The sequence below is a fragment of the Pseudomonas sp. LBUM920 genome, from assembly GCF_003852315.1.
Lineage (GTDB): Bacteria > Pseudomonadota > Gammaproteobacteria > Pseudomonadales > Pseudomonadaceae > Aquipseudomonas.
In genome coordinates this window covers 5013912-5030676 of record NZ_CP027762.1, presented here as the reverse complement: position 1 = coordinate 5030676, position 16765 = coordinate 5013912, and the positions used below count along the sequence as shown (strand labels likewise).

14 protein-coding genes are annotated in these 16765 nt (G+C 60.4%); 11 read left to right on the top strand and 3 right to left on the bottom strand.

Annotated features, from left to right (window positions below):
- Nucleotides 1–389 precede the first annotated feature (389 nt).
- From flgB to C4J83_RS23195, 5 genes are all read left to right on the top strand, one after another.
- Nucleotides 390–797, top strand: coding sequence for a flagellar basal body rod protein FlgB (gene flgB, locus C4J83_RS23215; RefSeq protein ID WP_010208346.1), 408 nt, complete (start codon nucleotides 390–392; stop codon nucleotides 795–797).
- A gap of 3 nt (nucleotides 798–800) precedes the next feature.
- Complete coding sequence (flgC, locus tag C4J83_RS23210; RefSeq protein ID WP_106576134.1) at nucleotides 801–1253, top strand: flagellar basal body rod protein FlgC; 453 nt, start codon at nucleotides 801–803, stop codon at nucleotides 1251–1253.
- 16 nt (nucleotides 1254–1269) lie between these two features.
- Entirely contained in the window at nucleotides 1270–2004 is a 735-nt protein-coding gene (gene flgD / locus C4J83_RS23205; RefSeq protein ID WP_106576135.1) for a flagellar hook assembly protein FlgD, read from the top strand.
- A gap of 31 nt (nucleotides 2005–2035) precedes the next feature.
- Nucleotides 2036–3346: a flagellar hook protein FlgE gene (gene flgE / locus C4J83_RS23200; protein WP_106576136.1), complete on the top strand. Its 1311-nt coding sequence runs from the start codon at nucleotides 2036–2038 to the stop codon at nucleotides 3344–3346.
- A gap of 189 nt (nucleotides 3347–3535) precedes the next feature.
- Nucleotides 3536–4627: a hypothetical protein gene (locus C4J83_RS23195; RefSeq protein WP_177416159.1), complete on the top strand. Its 1092-nt coding sequence runs from the start codon at nucleotides 3536–3538 to the stop codon at nucleotides 4625–4627.
- An 89-nt stretch (nucleotides 4628–4716) separates the two neighbouring features.
- Here C4J83_RS23195 and C4J83_RS23190 read toward each other — a convergent pair whose 3' ends face one another.
- On the bottom strand, nucleotides 4717–7614 hold the full coding sequence (locus tag C4J83_RS23190; RefSeq protein WP_106576137.1) for a ribonucleoside-diphosphate reductase subunit alpha: 2898 nt from the start codon (nucleotides 7612–7614) through the stop codon (nucleotides 4717–4719).
- 716 nt (nucleotides 7615–8330) lie between these two features.
- On the opposite strand from C4J83_RS23190, the gene C4J83_RS23185 reads away from it, so the two are divergent.
- Together C4J83_RS23185 and C4J83_RS23180 are read left to right on the top strand one after the other, a co-directional pair.
- On the top strand, nucleotides 8331–9056 hold the full coding sequence (locus tag C4J83_RS23185) for a response regulator (RefSeq protein WP_106576138.1): 726 nt from the start codon (nucleotides 8331–8333) through the stop codon (nucleotides 9054–9056).
- Nucleotides 9053–10663, top strand: a complete 1611-nt coding sequence (locus C4J83_RS23180) for an ATP-binding protein (protein ID WP_124418291.1) — start codon at nucleotides 9053–9055, stop codon at nucleotides 10661–10663. Before C4J83_RS23185 ends, C4J83_RS23180 begins: the two co-directional genes overlap by 4 nt.
- A gap of 83 nt (nucleotides 10664–10746) precedes the next feature.
- Here the strand turns inward: C4J83_RS23180 and C4J83_RS23175 are convergent, their stop codons facing one another.
- Nucleotides 10747–11463, bottom strand: a complete 717-nt coding sequence (locus C4J83_RS23175; RefSeq protein WP_119741977.1) for a 4'-phosphopantetheinyl transferase family protein — start codon at nucleotides 11461–11463, stop codon at nucleotides 10747–10749.
- A 138-nt stretch (nucleotides 11464–11601) separates the two neighbouring features.
- Here C4J83_RS23175 and C4J83_RS23170 point away from each other — a divergent pair, with 138 nt between their 5' ends.
- The 3 genes from C4J83_RS23170 to C4J83_RS23160 are packed head-to-tail and all read left to right on the top strand — an operon-like array spanning nucleotide 11602 to nucleotide 13949.
- Nucleotides 11602–11910 (top strand): hypothetical protein, encoded by a 309-nt coding sequence (locus C4J83_RS23170; protein ID WP_119741979.1) that lies wholly within the window; start codon nucleotides 11602–11604, stop codon nucleotides 11908–11910.
- An 18-nt stretch (nucleotides 11911–11928) separates the two neighbouring features.
- Nucleotides 11929–12606: a response regulator gene (locus tag C4J83_RS23165; protein WP_017138377.1), complete on the top strand. Its 678-nt coding sequence runs from the start codon at nucleotides 11929–11931 to the stop codon at nucleotides 12604–12606.
- The gene (locus tag C4J83_RS23160; protein WP_106576142.1) at nucleotides 12603–13949 is read left to right on the top strand and encodes an ATP-binding protein; all 1347 of its coding nucleotides are present in this window, start codon (nucleotides 12603–12605) and stop codon (nucleotides 13947–13949) included. The genes C4J83_RS23165 and C4J83_RS23160 overlap by 4 nt, the downstream gene beginning before the upstream one ends.
- A gap of 130 nt (nucleotides 13950–14079) precedes the next feature.
- Here C4J83_RS23160 and C4J83_RS23155 read toward each other — a convergent pair whose 3' ends face one another.
- Complete coding sequence (locus C4J83_RS23155) at nucleotides 14080–15078, bottom strand: AraC family transcriptional regulator (RefSeq protein ID WP_119741981.1); 999 nt, start codon at nucleotides 15076–15078, stop codon at nucleotides 14080–14082.
- 339 nt (nucleotides 15079–15417) lie between these two features.
- Between C4J83_RS23155 and C4J83_RS23150 the strand changes: the two genes are divergently transcribed.
- Nucleotides 15418–16749: a dicarboxylate/amino acid:cation symporter gene (locus C4J83_RS23150; protein WP_124418290.1), complete on the top strand. Its 1332-nt coding sequence runs from the start codon at nucleotides 15418–15420 to the stop codon at nucleotides 16747–16749.
- Nucleotides 16750–16765: the final 16 nt, after the last annotated feature.

Sequence of the window (16765 nt, the reverse complement as noted above, 5' to 3'; positions counted from 1 at the left end):
CGTTTTTTATGTGCGCGATTCGGCAGGGTTCATGTCGATGACTGCCTGAGCGCTGGCGTCGCCGGCCCTAAACAGGTGTTCAGCCGCAAAGCGCTTCGCCGAATCCTGTTCGAACCCAGGTGACGCAATGATCAGTGTTCAGGCCGCTGTATTGAAGGGCTGCCTGCTGAGCCTGGCGTTCAAGCAGCCGTGTCACTACCGGCAGTCTGCATAAAAGCGGCAACTGGTATTGCCGCTTTACTGGCGCCACGCGGAAGGCCGTTGCCGCTTTTCTGGCATTGCCACCGGCAAACTCCCCGCAAACCCTTGAATTACGGGCCCCGAAGGAATTGGCATGCACCTTGCTATAACCCTGTTACGAAAAGCAGGTCAGCCTAAAGGTTTCCGCCATGAGCATCAGCTTCGATAAAGCGCTCGGTATCCACGAACAAGCCCTGGGCTTCCGCGCCCAGCGTGCCGAAGTCCTGGCCAACAACATTGCCAACGCCGACACCCCGAACTACAAGGCTCGGGACCTGGACTTCTCTGCCGTGCTCGCCGCACAGCAGGACAAGACCAAGAACGGCACCTTCGCCTTGAACATGACCAACAGCCGTCATATCGAAGCGCAAGGCTTGAGCAATGGTGACGAGTCGTTGCTGTATCGCACGCCGATGCAGCCATCGATCGACCAGAACACCGTCGACGCCCAGCTGGAGCAATCGGCCTACGCCGAAAACTCGGTGAACTTCCAGGCCAGCTTCACCCTGCTCAACAGCAAATTCAAAGGGCTGATGTCAGCCCTGCGTGGAGAGTAAGCCATGTCCTTAGCCAGTGTTTTCAATATTGCCGGCAGTGGCATGAGCGCGCAGACCACGCGCCTGAACACCGTCGCCAGTAACATCGCCAACGCCGAGACCGTGTCTTCGAGCATTGACCAGACCTACCGTGCCCGTCACCCGGTGTTCGCCACCATGTTTCAGGACGGCCAGAGTGGCCAGAGCGGTAGTGGCGACTCGCTGTTCCAGAACCAGGATGCCGCAGGCCAGGGCGTGCAGGTGCTTGGCGTGGTCGAAGACCAAAGCAATCTGGAAGCCCGCTACGAACCCAACCATCCCGCCGCGAACGAAAAGGGTTACGTGTACTACCCCAACGTCAACGTGGTCGAGGAAATGGCCGACATGATTTCCGCCAGCCGCTCGTTCCAAACCAACGCGGAAATGATGAACACCGCCAAAACCATGATGCAGAAGGTCCTGACCCTGGGTCAGTGATAAGGGGCGCCAAATAATGGCCATTGTTGATACCACTTCTACGACACCCAACACGCCGGTTCAGGACCTTTTCAACTCCAAGGTCAAGACCGCGACAGACAACAGCGGCCTCGCTTCGGCGGCCAGCGCGGCCACCGGTAACCAGGCGCTGGGTAAAGATGCATTCCTGCAGCTGCTGGTCACCCAGCTGAAAAACCAGAACCCGCTGTCGCCACAGGACAACGGCGCGTTTGTGGCCCAGCTGGCTCAGTTCAGCAGCCTGGAAGGCATCAATACCCTGAACGACTCGGTAAATGCGATTTCCAGCAACTTCAGTTCCTCGCAAGCGCTGCAGGCATCGTCGCTGGTCGGGCGTTCGATCATCACCCAGACCGACAAGGCCATGGTTGATACCAGCAAGAGCATGACCGGCTCGGTGGCGGTGACCGCGGCGACGGGCAACGTCTCCGTGAAGATCACCGACAAAGACGGCAATGTGGTCCGCACCCTCGACATGGGCGCCCAAAGCGCCGGTGATTCCAGCTTTATCTGGGATGGCAAGGACGACAAAGGCGAGGTCGCCCCCGCCGGGACTTATACCTTCGCGGCCAGCACCAAAAATGATACGGGCGACTCGGTTGCCTTGTTGACCTCGCTGCCGGCAACAGTGACCAGCGTGACGTTGAGCAAGACCGGCGGCGAAATGCTGCTCAACCTTGCCGGCGGCATGGGCAGCGTCAAGCTGTCGCAAATTCAGACTATCGGTACATAGAGCCGGCTAAATACGGCAGAAGGAGAGAAACATGTCTTTTAACATCGGCCTTAGCGGCCTCTATGCGGCCAACAAACAGCTGGACGTGACCGGCAACAACATCGCCAACGTCGCGACCACGGGCTTCAAATCGTCCCGTGCCGAGTTCTCGGACATCTACGCCGCGTCCAAGCTGGGCACCGGCCAGAACAGTGTCGGCAGTGGTGTGAACCTGGCGGCCGTTTCCCAGCAGTTCACCCAGGGCGACGTCAACAATACCGGCGGTCTGCTGGACATGGCGATCCAGGGCGGCGGCTTCTTCGTTCAGAAGGGCAGTGACGGCTCGCTGGAATACACCCGCAGCGGTGCCTTCCGTTCGGATAAAGACGGCTACGTCACCAACAACACCGGCACCTCGCGCCTGCAAGGCTACGCGGCGGACGCCGACGGCAATATCATCAAGGGTGCGCTGACCGACCTGCAATTGAACCTGTCGAACCTGCCGCCCAAGGCTTCCACCAAAGTCGACTCCACCAGCAACCTGAACTCCTCGTCGCCGGTGATTGATCAGACGACCAAGCCGTTTGATCCAACTGACTCCACCACGTTCAGCACTCAATACAACACCACCTTGTATGACACCCAGGGCAACGCCCACCCAATGGTGCAATACCTGGTGAAAACGGATTCCAACACCTGGAAATCCTACACCCTGATCGATGGCCGTAACCCTGACGGTTCGGCGCCTACCGGCACAGGCTCGACGCCGCCGGTCGCCTCGACGTTGAGCTTCGACGGTTCCGGCAAGCTCACCGGGATTGTTACGGGCACCACTTCCAGCACCACCTTGCAGCTGACCGGCTGGGTGCCGGGCACAGTGACCAACGGCGTGTGGACCAAAAACGGTGCGAACGCCAACCCTGGCGGGATTGCCATCAACATGAGCAACATCACCCAGTACAACTCGGCCACCTACCGTAACCCACCGGTCACCGATGGCTACGCTACCGGCCAGATCACCGGTCTGAACATTGACGGTAACGGCGTGTTGTTCGCGACCTTCAGCAACCAGCAGAGCAAGGCCATCGGCCAGCTTTCCCTGGCCAGCTTCAACAACGAACAAGGCCTGCAGCCGGCGGGCGGCACCACTTGGAAAGAAACCTATGCGTCGGGTCAGCCGGGTTACGACACCCCGCAAGCCGGCACCCTGGGTTCGATCGTGTCCAAATCCCTGGAGAACTCCAACGTCAACCTGACCAACGAGCTGGTGGACCTGATCAAGGCCCAGAGCAACTATCAGGCGAACGCCAAGACCATCTCCACTCAGAGCACCATCATGCAGACCATCATTCAGATGACCTGATGCTGTTGGCCTGACGCGCACGCGCAACGAAAGCCCCTCGATCGAGGGGCTTTTTTTTGCCTGCCATTTGGCATCGGGGAATATTCCCACCTCTGGCCTGATCACAGCCGACAGGCCCATGTTGGAACCGGCCACACGGTTCTTCCCACTCATCAAGCCTCAACGTGTTCGATCACAAGGTGGCTCGGTATGGGAAGTTCGTCGATGTCCGGCCAAGGGGCTGGAGGTGTGCGTTATGGCGTGGGGTGGGCGGGGCAGTACCTGAGTGGAGTCAGCCGGTCAGAGGGCAGCCGGGATGCGGTCGATGCCGATAAAGACGCGGTCACGCAGCTTCTCAGGCAGTTGGATGACGCCGAAAAAACCGCCAAAAACCAGACTGTCCAGGACCTGCGCGACAAGCTCAATGAAAAGCGAAACGCGCTGGGAGAGGAAAAATTCAAAGCGATCCTTGAGCAGTTGAAGCGGGAGGCGGTTACAGATTTTCTTGCGCTGTTGAAGAGGCTGTTTCCAGAGCTGTTTGCAGATGAGCCAACTCCGTCTCCAGCACCTTCACCAACACCCTCGCCAGACCGCGGTGGTGGCGGCGGTGGCGGTGATGGCGGTCGGGTTAGTCCAAGCGATTTTGGCGGCAGTGAGCCCATGAGTAATCTGCCGATTACCGAAGGCTCCAAGCATTTCAACTACAAGCCGGACGCAAGTAACCCGGGCAAGAAACCGGACAATATCTGGAGTGGATTCAGCCAGGGGCCCGATGGTAATTGCGTCACGGTTGCCGCGATAAAGGGGGCGATGATGAAGTTTGGGCAGAAGCCCACTGATGTTTTCGCTGAGGTGCATGAGACCGCTGGTGGCTATCACGTCAAGATGCGCGATGGCTTCGAACTGGATTTATCCAAAGCTGAACTGAGGCACGCCGCCAGTTACGCACAGTTCAAGGGGGATAACCCCTCGATGATGACCGACGCCAACTTCATGTACGCCGTAAGTGCCAAGCGTGCACAGATGGAAGGGAATGGTTTTGATGACAATCCCGAGGTCGCCAGGCAGAGTTTCGCGCATGCGATGCAAAGCTTGAACAATGGCGAGATGGGGCGAGAGGCGCTGGACCGGCTTGGATTGAATGGTCTCTATAAAGACTCTTCGAGTTCAGCGCTGGCAAGCGGCGCACTGGGCGTGGTGGATTACGGCGGCCATTCAATGGCGGTGATTGGCGGTCGCGTAGAGTTGTGGGGAGGGCGAGGCGGCGCTCCCCAGGAAGGCAACGCCTACGAATTCGTTTAGCGTAAAAACAAAAAAACCGATAAACCCATTGCAGCAGGGTCTATCGGTTTTTTTCAATCCCGGGCAATCAAGCCCGGGATCAGCTCAGCTTATTGGCAAGCTTCGCAATCCGGCTCATCAATCGCGCAGGCCTTAGGCACTGGCGCTGGACCGGCTGGTGCCGCAAGAACCGAATCATCACCGTGGTTGCCGCCGCTGGAAACAGCGTTCAGCTTACCGGTGTTGATGGTCGACTTCTCGGTGCTGGTCGCGGCCAGGGCACGGAGGTAGTAAGTGGTTTTCAGACCACGGTACCAGGCCATGCGGTAGGTCACGTCCAGCTTCTTGCCCGAAGCGCCGGCGATGTACAGGTTCAGCGACTGCGCCTGGTCGATCCACTTCTGACGACGGCTGGCCGCGTCAACGATCCACTTGGTGTCCACTTCGAACGCAGTTGCGTAGAGCTCTTTGAGTTCTTGCGGGATGCGCTCGATCTGCTGCACGGAACCGTCGTAGTACTTCAGGTCGTTGATCATGACCGAGTCCCACAGGCCGCGAGCTTTCAGGTCGCGAACCAGGTACGGGTTGATCACGGTGAATTCGCCCGACAGGTTCGATTTCACATAGAGGTTCTGGTAGGTCGGTTCGATCGACTGCGACACGCCAGTGATGTTGGCGATGGTGGCGGTCGGTGCGATGGCCATGATGTTGGAGTTACGAATGCCTTTCTGCACACGGGCACGTACCGGCGCCCAGTCCAGGGATTCGTTCAGGTCAACGTCGATGTACTTCTGGCCACGCTGCTCGATCAGGATCTGTTGCGAATCCAGCGGCAGGATGCCTTTGGACCACAGCGAACCCTGGAACGTCTCGTAGGCACCGCGCTCGTCGGCCAGGTCGCAGGAAGCCTGGATCGCGTAGTAGCTGACCGCTTCCATCGACTTGTCGGCGAACTCGACCGCAGCGTCCGAACCGTAAGGAATGTGCTGCAGGTACAGCGCGTCCTGGAAGCCCATGATGCCCAGGCCGACCGGACGGTGCTTGAAGTTGGAGTTCTGAGCCTGTGGTACCGAGTAGTAGTTGATGTCGATAACGTTATCGAGCATGCGAACGGCGGTGTTCACGGTGCGTTCCAGCTTGGCGGTGTCCAGCTTGCCGTTGACGATGTGGTTCGGCAGGTTGATCGAGCCCAGGTTGCAAACGGCGATCTCATCCTTGTTGGTGTTCAAGGTGATCTCGGTGCACAGGTTCGAGCTGTGGACCACGCCCACGTGCTGCTGCGGGCTGCGCAGGTTGCACGGGTCTTTGAAGGTCAGCCATGGGTGGCCGGTTTCAAACAGCATGGACAGCATTTTGCGCCACAGGTCTTTGGCCTGGATGGTCTTGAACAGCTTGATCTTGCCTGGGTACTGGGACAAGGCTTCGTAGTACTCGTAACGCTCTTCGAAGGCCTTGCCGGTCAGGTCGTGCAGGTCTGGCACTTCGGATGGCGAGAACAGGGTCCACGGGCCGTCATCGAAGACACGCTTCATGAACAGGTCAGGGATCCAGTTGGCGGTGTTCATGTCGTGGGTACGACGACGGTCATCACCGGTGTTCTTGCGCAGCTCGATGAACTCTTCAATGTCCATGTGCCAGGTTTCCAGGTAGGCACACACAGCGCCTTTGCGCTTGCCACCCTGGTTCACGGCTACAGCGGTGTCGTTCACCACTTTCAGGAACGGTACAACGCCCTGGGACTTGCCGTTGGTGCCCTTGATGTACGAACCCAGTGCACGCACAGGGGTCCAGTCGTTGCCCAGGCCGCCGGCGAATTTGGACAACATGGCGTTGTCGTGGATCGCGTGGTAGATGCCCGACAGGTCATCCGGCACGGTGGTCAGGTAGCAGCTCGACAGCTGTGGACGCAGGGTGCCGGCGTTGAACAGGGTTGGGGTCGACGACATGTAGTCGAAGGACGACAACAGGTTGTAGAACTCGATGGCGCGGTCTTCTTTGTGCTTCTCTTCGATCGCCAGGCCCATGGCCACGCGCATGAAGAACACTTGCGGCAGTTCGAAACGGATACCGTCCTTGTGGATGAAGTAACGGTCGTACAGGGTCTGCAGGCCCAGGTAGGTGAACTGCTGATCGCGCTCGTGGTTGATCGCCTTGCCGAGTTTTTCCAGGTCGAAGGTGGCCAGGATCGGGTTCAGCAATTCGAATTCGATACCCTTGGCGATGTAGGCAGGCAGGGCCTTGGCGTACAGGTCAGCCATCTCGTGGTGGGTGGCGCTGTCGGCGACTTTCAGGAAGCCCAGGCCTTCGGCACGCAGGGTGTCCATCAGCAGGCGCGCGGTCACGAACGAGTAGTTCGGCTCACGTTCAACCAGGGTACGGGCGGTCATCACCAGGGCGGTGTTGACGTCGGTCAGGGCCACGCCGTCGTACAGGTTCTTCAGGGTCTCGCGCTGGATCAGGTCACCGTCGACTTCTTCCAGGCCTTCGCAGGCCTCGGTGATGATGGTGTTCAGGCGGCCCAGGTCCAGCGGTGCAAATGTGCCGTCAGCCAGGGTGATGCGGATCGAGGGGTGAGCTTGCACGGCAGCTTCTTCAGCCGGGGTGCGTACCGCGCGTTCCTTGGCGCGCGAGTCACGGTAGATCACGTAGTCGCGGGCAACTTTCTGCTCGCCGGCGCGCATCAGGGCCAGTTCGACCTGGTCCTGGATTTCTTCGATGTGGATGGTGCCGCCCGAGGGCATGCGACGCTTGAAGGTTGCGGTGACTTGTTCGGTCAGGCGGGCAACGGTGTCATGGATGCGCGACGAGGCAGCAGCGGTGCCGCCTTCAACTGCAAGAAACGCTTTGGTGATGGCGACGGTGATTTTGTCATCGGTGTAAGGAACGACAGTGCCGTTACGCTTGATCACTCGCAGTTGGCCAGGTGCAGTGGCGGACAGATCCATATTCGAATCAGCGGCCTGCGGCACGGAGCCCTGCGGGTTCTCGCGAGTTGTGTCGGTTTGCATGGGGGGTTGTCTCCACATTCTATATTTATTTGGGCACCATCACGGTGCCCACCGTTCCGTCCTGAAGCACTTACAGCAGGCCTGGGCCTGGCATAACAACTTCGGGACAGGAGGAAGGGAGCTCATCGCGCCGCTTCCATGCCGAAGTCTTCGGTTCGGGCCTTGAGGCGCCCTTCGCCGTATTCCTGGTGGGTGACAGTTGCTCGCTTCAAGCACTGCAACACCCGTACCGCTTTCTGCCCTGGAGGCTGGAAAACGGCTGCCATCCGCGTGCGCGGTTTGGGCTTTTAAAAAATGCGTTGGTTCCAACCAAACGGGAGCAAGAAAGCGCTTGAGTTTCTTGTCTGATCTGTGTTTGGTTTTTTCGCTTAAAACCCTACATGTAGGGTTTTTTTAGCGCCGAGGTACAAGATAATGCGTTTTGGGGGGCTTAGCAACGCACTACCTGTGGATAACGCTGTGGGTAAAATGTGTATGAAACGTAGAACGCCCGTGTAGGCCGCAGTACTACTGGATCGCGCCGTTTGTCACCGAATATTCCAAGGTAAAAACAGCCGATTGGAATTTTGAGGGCGCGAACCCTACCACAAAAAAACGTGATCACCGAATGGATTTCCCGGCTTGTGCCAGAGGGCTGGCGCATGGCTACAATCGGCCTTCAATAGAGGCAGTAGTGTGTGCCCCGTAGATGACAATAATTAGAACCGAGGTAGCGCATGGAGCAAGAAGCCTGGCAGATATTGATCGTCGAGGACGACGAGCGATTAGCCGAGTTGACCCGTGATTATTTGGAGAGCAACGGCCTGCGGGTGGCGGTGGAAAGCGACGGCGCCCTGGCGGCGGCACGCATCATTGCCGAACAGCCCGACCTGGTGATCCTCGACCTGATGCTGCCCGGCGAAGATGGCCTGAGCATCTGCCGCAGCGTGCGCGAGCGCTATGACGGTGTGATCCTGATGCTCACTGCACGCACCGATGACATGGACCAGGTGCAGGGCCTGGACATGGGCGCCGATGATTACGTGTGCAAACCCGTGCGCCCGCGACTGTTGCTGGCGCGTATCCAGGCCCTGCTGCGGCGCAGTGAGCCGGCCTTGCCGATTGCCGTGGAAAACCAGCGTCGCCTGCAATTTGGCCCCTTGGTGGTGGACAATGCCCTGCGCGAAGCCTGGCTGCACGAAGGCGGTATCGAATTGACCAGTGCCGAATTCGACCTGTTATGGCTACTGGTGGCGAATGCCGGGCGCATCCTGTCGCGCGAAGAAATCTTCATCGCCTTGCGCGGCATCGGCTATGACGGCCAGGACCGCTCCATCGATGTGCGCATCTCACGCATTCGCCCCAAAATCGGCGACGACCCGATCCACCCGCGCCTGATCAAGACCATCCGCAGCAAAGGCTACCTGTTCGTCCCCGAAGCCGCTGCCGATATGCCGCTGTGAACTCGATCTTCCTGCGCATCTATGGCGGCATGTGCGCGGCGCTGATCCTGGTCGCGCTGCTGGGCGTGCTGGCCCTGCACCTGCTCAATGAAGTGCGCAGCGGTCAATACCGTGAACGCCTGGCCCACGGCACCTTCGCGTTGATGGGCGACAACCTGCAGCCCATGAGCGCCATCGAACGCCAGCGCGCCCTGGCGGTGTGGGAGCGTTTGCTGGGCATTCCCCTGGAGTTGCGCACACTCACCGACGCGCAACTGGACCTGAGCCAACGCAACCGCCTGCAACGCGGCCAGGTGCTGGTCGAGCAGACCGGGCCGCATGCCGCGCGGGTGCTGCGCCTGGTCAGCGAGCAGGAACAGCTGGTACTCACCGGCGAAGTGCAACAGATCAGCGAGCAACTGGCCCGCGCGACGATTTACCTGTTGGCGGACGAACTGGTGCGCTTCCCGGTCGCCGAGCAACCGCAAAAGCTGGCCGACATCAAGCAAGCCAAAGGTTTTGGTTTTGACATGCACCTGATGACCCTGGATCAAGCGGACATGGACGACGATCAGCGTCGCCGGGTGTCGGAAGGCGATACGGTGATGGCCTTGGGCAAGGGCGGCGATTCGATCCGCGTGTTTGCCGGCATGGTCGGGACGCCATGGGTACTGGAAATCGGCCCGCTGTACCAAATGAACCCTTACCCGCCGCAGTGGCTGATCCTGATCGCCTTGATCAGCCTGACCCTGATCGGCTTGATCGTGTATTTATTGGTGCGCCAGCTCGAGCGGCGGCTCAAGGGGCTGGAAGCGGCGGCTACACGTATCGCTAAAGGCAATCTGGAGGTCCGCGTGCCGGCACGCGGCGCGGACTCGGTGGGGCGGCTGGCGGCGGCCTTTAATGGCATGGCCGAGCACTTGCAGCAGTTACTGGCGATTCAGCGTGAGCTGGTGCGGGCGGTGTCCCACGAATTGCGCACTCCGGTGGCACGCCTGCGCTTTGGCCTGGAGATGATCGGCGGCGCCGCCAGCCCCGAGGCGCGGCGCAAATACATGGATGGCATGGACAGCGACATTCAAGACCTGGATGGCCTGGTTGACGAAATGCTCACCTACGCGCGCCTGGAGCAGGGCGCGCCGGAGCTGAATTTCCAGCGCGTCGACCTCAGTGCGTTGCTCGATCAGGTGATCGGCGAATTGTCGCCACTGCGCCCTCAGGTTAACGTGGCCCGCGGTATTTGCTTGTCGTCGGCGCATTGGGACGATGCCTGGGTCGATGCCGAACCGCGCTACCTGCACCGCGCCGTGCAAAACCTGGTGAGCAATGCGATGCGCCACGCCCAGGGCGAGGTGTTGATCAGCTACCAGGTCGGCCAGGTGCGGTGCCGCATCGATGTGGAAGACGACGGCCCCGGTGTGCCGGAAAGCGCCTGGGAGCGCATTTTCACGCCGTTTCTGCGCCTGGACGACAGCCGCACCCGCGCCTCGGGCGGGCACGGCCTGGGGTTGTCGATTGTGCGGCGGATCATCTATTGGCACGGCGGGCGGGCGTTGATCAGCAAGAGCAACAACCTGGGCGGGGCGTGTTTCAGTTTGAGCTGGCCACGGGATCAGGAGAAGGCTTGAGATCGCTATCGCAGGCAAGCCAGCTCTCACAGGGGGAATGCATGCAAAAAAGTGGGAGCTGGTTTGCCTGCGATGGCGGTAGATCAGGCCCGGATGGCCACCAGGCTCAACAACTGCTCCCCGTCCACCCCAAACTGCCCCTCCAGCTCTGTGCCGTGGCACCACTCAGCCGACAGGTCGGTTAGCAACCGCAACCGCACATGCCCGGCTGCTGACCACTCCACCACCTCGGCATGTTCGAAGTAAAAGCGCTTCTGCACGATCGGGTAGAGCGCCTTGAACAGGCTTTCCTTGGCCGAAAACGTCAGCGTCACCAACAAGGCAACCTGCTCGCGCGGCACGCTTGCCATGCGCTGCATTTCTTCAGCCGTCAGAATCTCCCCGGCCAGGCGTTCGGCCCGGTCCAGGGCCAGCACATTCTCCAGATCCATCCCCAGCCCACGCCATTGCGCCTTGTGCCCGACAATCGCCGCAGCGTGCCCGGTGCTGTGGGTGATTGAGCCGCTGATGTGTTCAGGCCACACCGGCGCACGGTCTTCGCCGATGGGCGGCACGCAATCGAGGTGATCGAGTTGTTGCAGTGCCGCGCGGGCGCACAGGCGGCCGGCGAGAAACTCCGCCTGGCGCTTGGCCACCGAGCGCTGGATGCTGGCCGGAGGCGGCACCGCGCAACGCTGGAAATCACCGGCAGCTAATAAGGCCGGATCGAAACGGGTGCTCAGAAACACCGTGCCCGGCAACGGAGCGGGCAGCGGCCAATGGGCATCAAGTGGGGTGCAGCAAGCGGGTAGAGGCGTCATGCGCGCTATTTTGCGTCAGTTGGCGCGCCAGTGGATAGCCCGTCACGGTTCAGGCGCGGTTCAGAGCCCGTTCAGGGGGAGTTCAGGGGCGCCTGCGTAGTCTGGGCTCAACAGCCAAAACGCGTAGAGGTAAGCACCATGACTGCGATCAAAAAGCTGATGTTGGCGTTAACCATGCTCAGTGCCACTGCCGGCGTCCAGGCGTCGGACGGTGCATTTGCGGCATTTGGTGGCGAGAAAACCAAAAAGTCCAGCAACCTGATCCATCGTGTCAGCTTCGAAGACGCGGGCACCCAGGCCGCGCCGTGGGGCCAGTCCCTGGGCCTGAGCGCCGCGCAACCTGCCTACCGCACCGGTTACGAACACCTGACGGGCCAATACAATGGCATTAAACTGCGCCCGCAAGACTTGCAGGGCCGCTATGATATCCCCCTGTCGGACAGTTGAATTGCCTTGGAGAGCCTTATGAAATTGCTGGTCGTGGAAGATGAGGCGCTGTTGCGTCATCACCTGTTCACCCGCCTGACCGACAGCGGGCACGTGGTCGAGGCCGTGGCCAATGCCGAGGAAGCCCTGTACCAGACCGGGCAATTCAACCATGACCTGGCCATCATCGACCTGGGCCTGCCTGGCATGGGCGGCCTGGACCTGATCCGCCAACTGCGCAGCCAGGCCAAGACCTTCCCGATCCTGATCCTCACCGCCCGCGGCAACTGGCAGGACAAGGTCGAAGGCTTGGCGGCCGGCGCTGACGACTATGTGGTCAAGCCATTCCAGTTCGAAGAGCTGGAGGCGCGGATGAACGCCTTGCTGCGCCGCTCCAGCGGGTTCACCCAGTCGACCATTGTTGCCGGGCCCTTGCTGCTGGACCTCAATCGCAAGCAAGCGTCCCTGGATGAGCAGCCGCTGGCGCTGACCGCCTATGAGTATCGGATTCTGGAATACTTGATGCGCCACCATCAGCAAGTCGTCGCCAAGGACCGCTTGATGGAGCAGCTTTATCCCGATGACGACGAGCGCGATCCGAACGTGATCGAAGTGCTGGTCGGCCGCCTGCGCCGCAAGCTGGAAGGGCCGGCGGGGTTCAAGCCGATCGACACCGTGCGGGGCCTGGGTTACCTGTTTAATGAGCGCTGCCGTTGATACGCTCGTTACGTGTGCGCTTGATGCTGGCGGCCACCACCCTGGCCGTGTTGTTTATGCTGGGCTTATTGCCCGCCATGCAAGGGGCGTTCAGCCTGGCGCTGCAGGATTCCATCGAGCAGCGCCTGGCGTCGGACGTCACCACTCTGATTTCCGCTGCGCGCGTCGAAAACAACCGCCTGCTGATGCCGGCGCAGTTGCCGGACGAGCGTTTCAACCTCACCGATAGCCGTCTGCTTGGCTATATCTACGACCGTGAAGGCCATCTGGTATGGCGCTCGCGCGCTACCCAGGAAGAAAACATCAACTACAAGCCGCGCTACGACGGGCGCGGTAACGAGTTCGCGCGCATTCGCGAAGCCAATGGTCAGGAATTTTTCGTGTATGACGTCGAGGTCAAGCTGCTGGGCGGCAAGAGCGCGGCGTTCAGTATCGTGGCCCTGCAGCCGGTGCGCGAATACCAGCTGACCCTTGAAGGCCTGCGGGAAAACCTTTATTTGGGGTTCGGCGCGGCCTTGCTGGTGTTGCTGACGTTGCTGTGGCTGGGCCTGACGTGGGGCCTGCAGGCGCTGCGGCGCCTGAGCCAGGAACTTGACCAGATCGAAGGCGGCACCCGCGAAAGCCTTTCCGAGGAGCATCCCCGTGAATTGCTGCGTCTGACGGGCTCTCTCAACCGGTTGCTGCACAGCGAGCGTGAACAACGGGCGCGCTACCGCGATTCCCTCGACGACTTGGCCCATAGCCTGAAAACGCCGCTGGCCGTGTTGCAGGGTGTGAGTGAGGACATGGCCCAGCGCCCGGAAGATCGCGGCCAGGCCTGGGTATTGCAATCGCAGATCGAACGGATGAGCCAGCAGATCGGCTACCAGCTGCAGCGTGCCAGCCTGCGTAAAAGCGGCCTGGTGCGCCACCAGGTGCGCCTTGAGCCGGTATTGCAAAGCCTGTGCGACACGCTGGACAAGGTCTATCGCGATAAACGCGTGACGGTGACCTTTGAGTTGCCGGCCGAATGCGATGTGCCGATCGAGAAGGGCGCGTTGCTCGAAATGCTCGGCAACTTGCTGGAAAACGCCTATCGCCTGTGCCTGAGCGAAGTGCGCATCAGCCTGACAGAAAGCCTCGAAGGCACCGAGCTGTGCATTGAAGATGACGGGCCTGGCGTGCCACCTGATCAGCGTGCGCGGATCCTGCAAAGGGGCGAGCGGCTGGACCGCCAGCATCCGGGGCAGGGCATCGGTCTGGCGGTGGTCAAGGACATTATCGAAAGCTACAGCGCGCGGCTGACCTTGGGCGACTCACCATTGGGCGGCGCGGCGTTCAAGATTCACTTTCCGGCCTTGTGATCTCTGTTGACTCCACTGGCCTCTTCGCGAGCAAGCCCGCTTCTACATTTAACCGCGTTTATCCTGTAGGAATGCGGTCGAATGCGGGAGCGGGCTTGCTCGCGAAGGGGCCGGCAATGGCACCACACTGCTAACTCTCCTGCGCCCGATACGCCCCAGGCGTCAAGCCCGTCCACTTCTTGAACGCCCGATGAAACGCCGACGGCTCAGAAAACCCCAGCTGCTCGGCAATCTCCTGCAAAGACAAATCCGCCCGTCCCAAGTGATAGATGGCAATGTCCCGGCGCAATTCATCCTTGAGCGCCTGAAAGCTGGTGCCTTCCTCACGTAAATGCCTGCGCAGGGTTTGAGGACTGATGTGCAAGTGCTGCGCGACCGCTTCCAGGTCCGGCCAGGGCGTGCGGTCACGGCTCAACAAGCGGCGCAGCTGGCTGCTCAGGCTGTCGCCTTCATCCGGCCGCGACAGCAGGTCGGCGGGGGAGCGCTCAAGAAAATGCTTGAGGGTGCGTTCGTCCTGCAGCAGCGGCAAGCTCAGGTAGCGGCTGGGAAACACCAGGCTGCTGTGTGGCGCGCCGAATACTTGAGGGCAGGGAAAGAGCAGGTCGTATTCGCCGGCATGGGCCGGCATCGGGTAACTGAACGTTGCCTGTTGCAGGCGGATACGCTGGCCGATCAACCAACTGCCCAGGCGATGCCAGATCACCAGCAGGCATTCACTGAGGAAGTGATCCGGGTCCCACAACTGCGAATCGTCCAGGCTCAGCCGGGCCATGTCGCCTTCTCTCGTCAGCTGCCAGCGCGGACCCTGTGGGAATAGGCTATAAAATAATAAGCCGCGTTCCAGAGCCTTCTCCAGGGTGCGGCAGTGAATCAGCGCGTGGCACATCATGGCGAAGGTGCCGCGCTTGCTCGGACCTTCGGCGAACCCCAGGTATTCGTCGTCCAGCGCCAGCCACAACATCTGCAACAGCCGGGTAAATTGCTCGGGGGCGATGCGGGCGCGGGGTTCGGTCAACAGCTCTGGGGTGATGCCCACCTGCAGCAGCAGGCCCGAGCAGTCGTAGCCCGCCCGGCGCGCACCACCGAGGGCGGCTCGGGCGTAGTGGCTGGCGATGGTACGTTCACGCATGTGAGGGCCTCGTCCATGGAGTGGCGGATGTTAGCCATCACCGGGAGGGGCGACAAGGCGGATATCCGCCAAATTGTAGGACGAGACCGGGTGGCCTGGCGGAATTCCGCCATATCTCCCAAGGTGTGCAAGGCCGTCGTCGTGCCCTCAGCCCTGATGTCTAAAGGCCTTCAGCGTTTTTAAGCGATGTGGCACGGCGTTTGCGATACAGAGAACAGCGCAGGCCGGTTTCAACGGACCTCGCAAACAACAAATCCCTCCAGTGCAGGAGGGTTCGCAATTCAAGTGTCGTGGGCAATGGCGGATATTTGCCACACGGTGCGATTGAGGAACTTTGCAATGACGACTCGTCAGCCACTGTACAAATCCCTGTATTTCCAGGTGATCGTTGCAATCGTTATCGGTATTTTGCTCGGTCACTTCTACCCGCAGACCGGCGTGGCGCTCAAGCCACTGGGTGACGGCTTCATCAAGCTGATCAAAATGGTCATCGCCCCGATCATCTTCTGCACCGTTGTCAGCGGCATCGCTGGCATGCAAAGCATGAAATCGGTTGGCAAAACCGGTGGCTACGCGCTGCTGTACTTCGAAGTTGTTTCCACCATCGCCCTGTTGATCGGTCTGGTCGTGGTTAACGTCGTGCAACCGGGCGCCGGCATGCACATCGACGTGGCTACCCTGGACGCCTCCAAAGTCGCGGCCTACGTGACTGCCGGTGCAGACCAGAGCGTGGTTGGCTTCATCCTTAACGTGATCCCGAACACCATCGTCGGCGCTTTCGCCAACGGCGATATCCTGCAAGTGCTGATGTTCTCGGTGATCTTCGGTTTCGCCCTGCACCGCCTGGGTGCCTACGGCAAGCCGGTGCTGGACTTCATCGATCGCTTCGCGCACGTGATGTTCAACATCATCAACATGATCATGAAGCTCGCGCCACTGGGTGCCCTGGGCGCCATGGCGTTCACCATCGGTGCCTACGGTGTAGGCTCGCTGGTTCAGCTGGGTCAGCTGATGATCTGCTTCTACATCACCTGCGTCCTGTTTGTGGTCGTGGTGCTGGGCGCCATCTGCCGCGCACACGGTTTCAGCGTGTTGAAGCTGGTTCGCTACATCCGTGAAGAGCTGTTGATCGTACTGGGGACTTCCTCTTCGGAATCGGCACTGCCACGCATGCTGATCAAGATGGAGCGTCTGGGCGCGAAGAAATCCGTAGTAGGCCTGGTGATTCCGACCGGCTACTCCTTCAACCTCGACGGTACCTCGATCTACCTGACCATGGCGGCCGTGTTCATCGCTCAGGCGACCGACACCCACATGGACATCACCCACCAGATCACCTTGCTGCTGGTGCTGCTGCTGTCCTCCAAAGGCGCTGCAGGCGTGACCGGTTCGGGCTTCATCGTGCTGGCGGCCACCCTGTCGGCTGTTGGCCATCTGCCGGTTGCCGGCCTGGCGCTGATCCTGGGTATCGACCGCTTCATGTCCGAAGCCCGCGCACTGACCAACCTGGTCGGTAACGCCGTTGCCACCATCGTTGTGGCCAAGTGGGTCAAGGAACTGGACACCGACAAGCTGCACAGGGAGCTGGCGTCCGGCGGCACTGGCATCTCCGACACCCGTCCGGAAGATGACCTGGGCGTGGCTGAAGGCCCTGCTCCTGCGGTCAAGTAACATGCCGAAGGCGTGA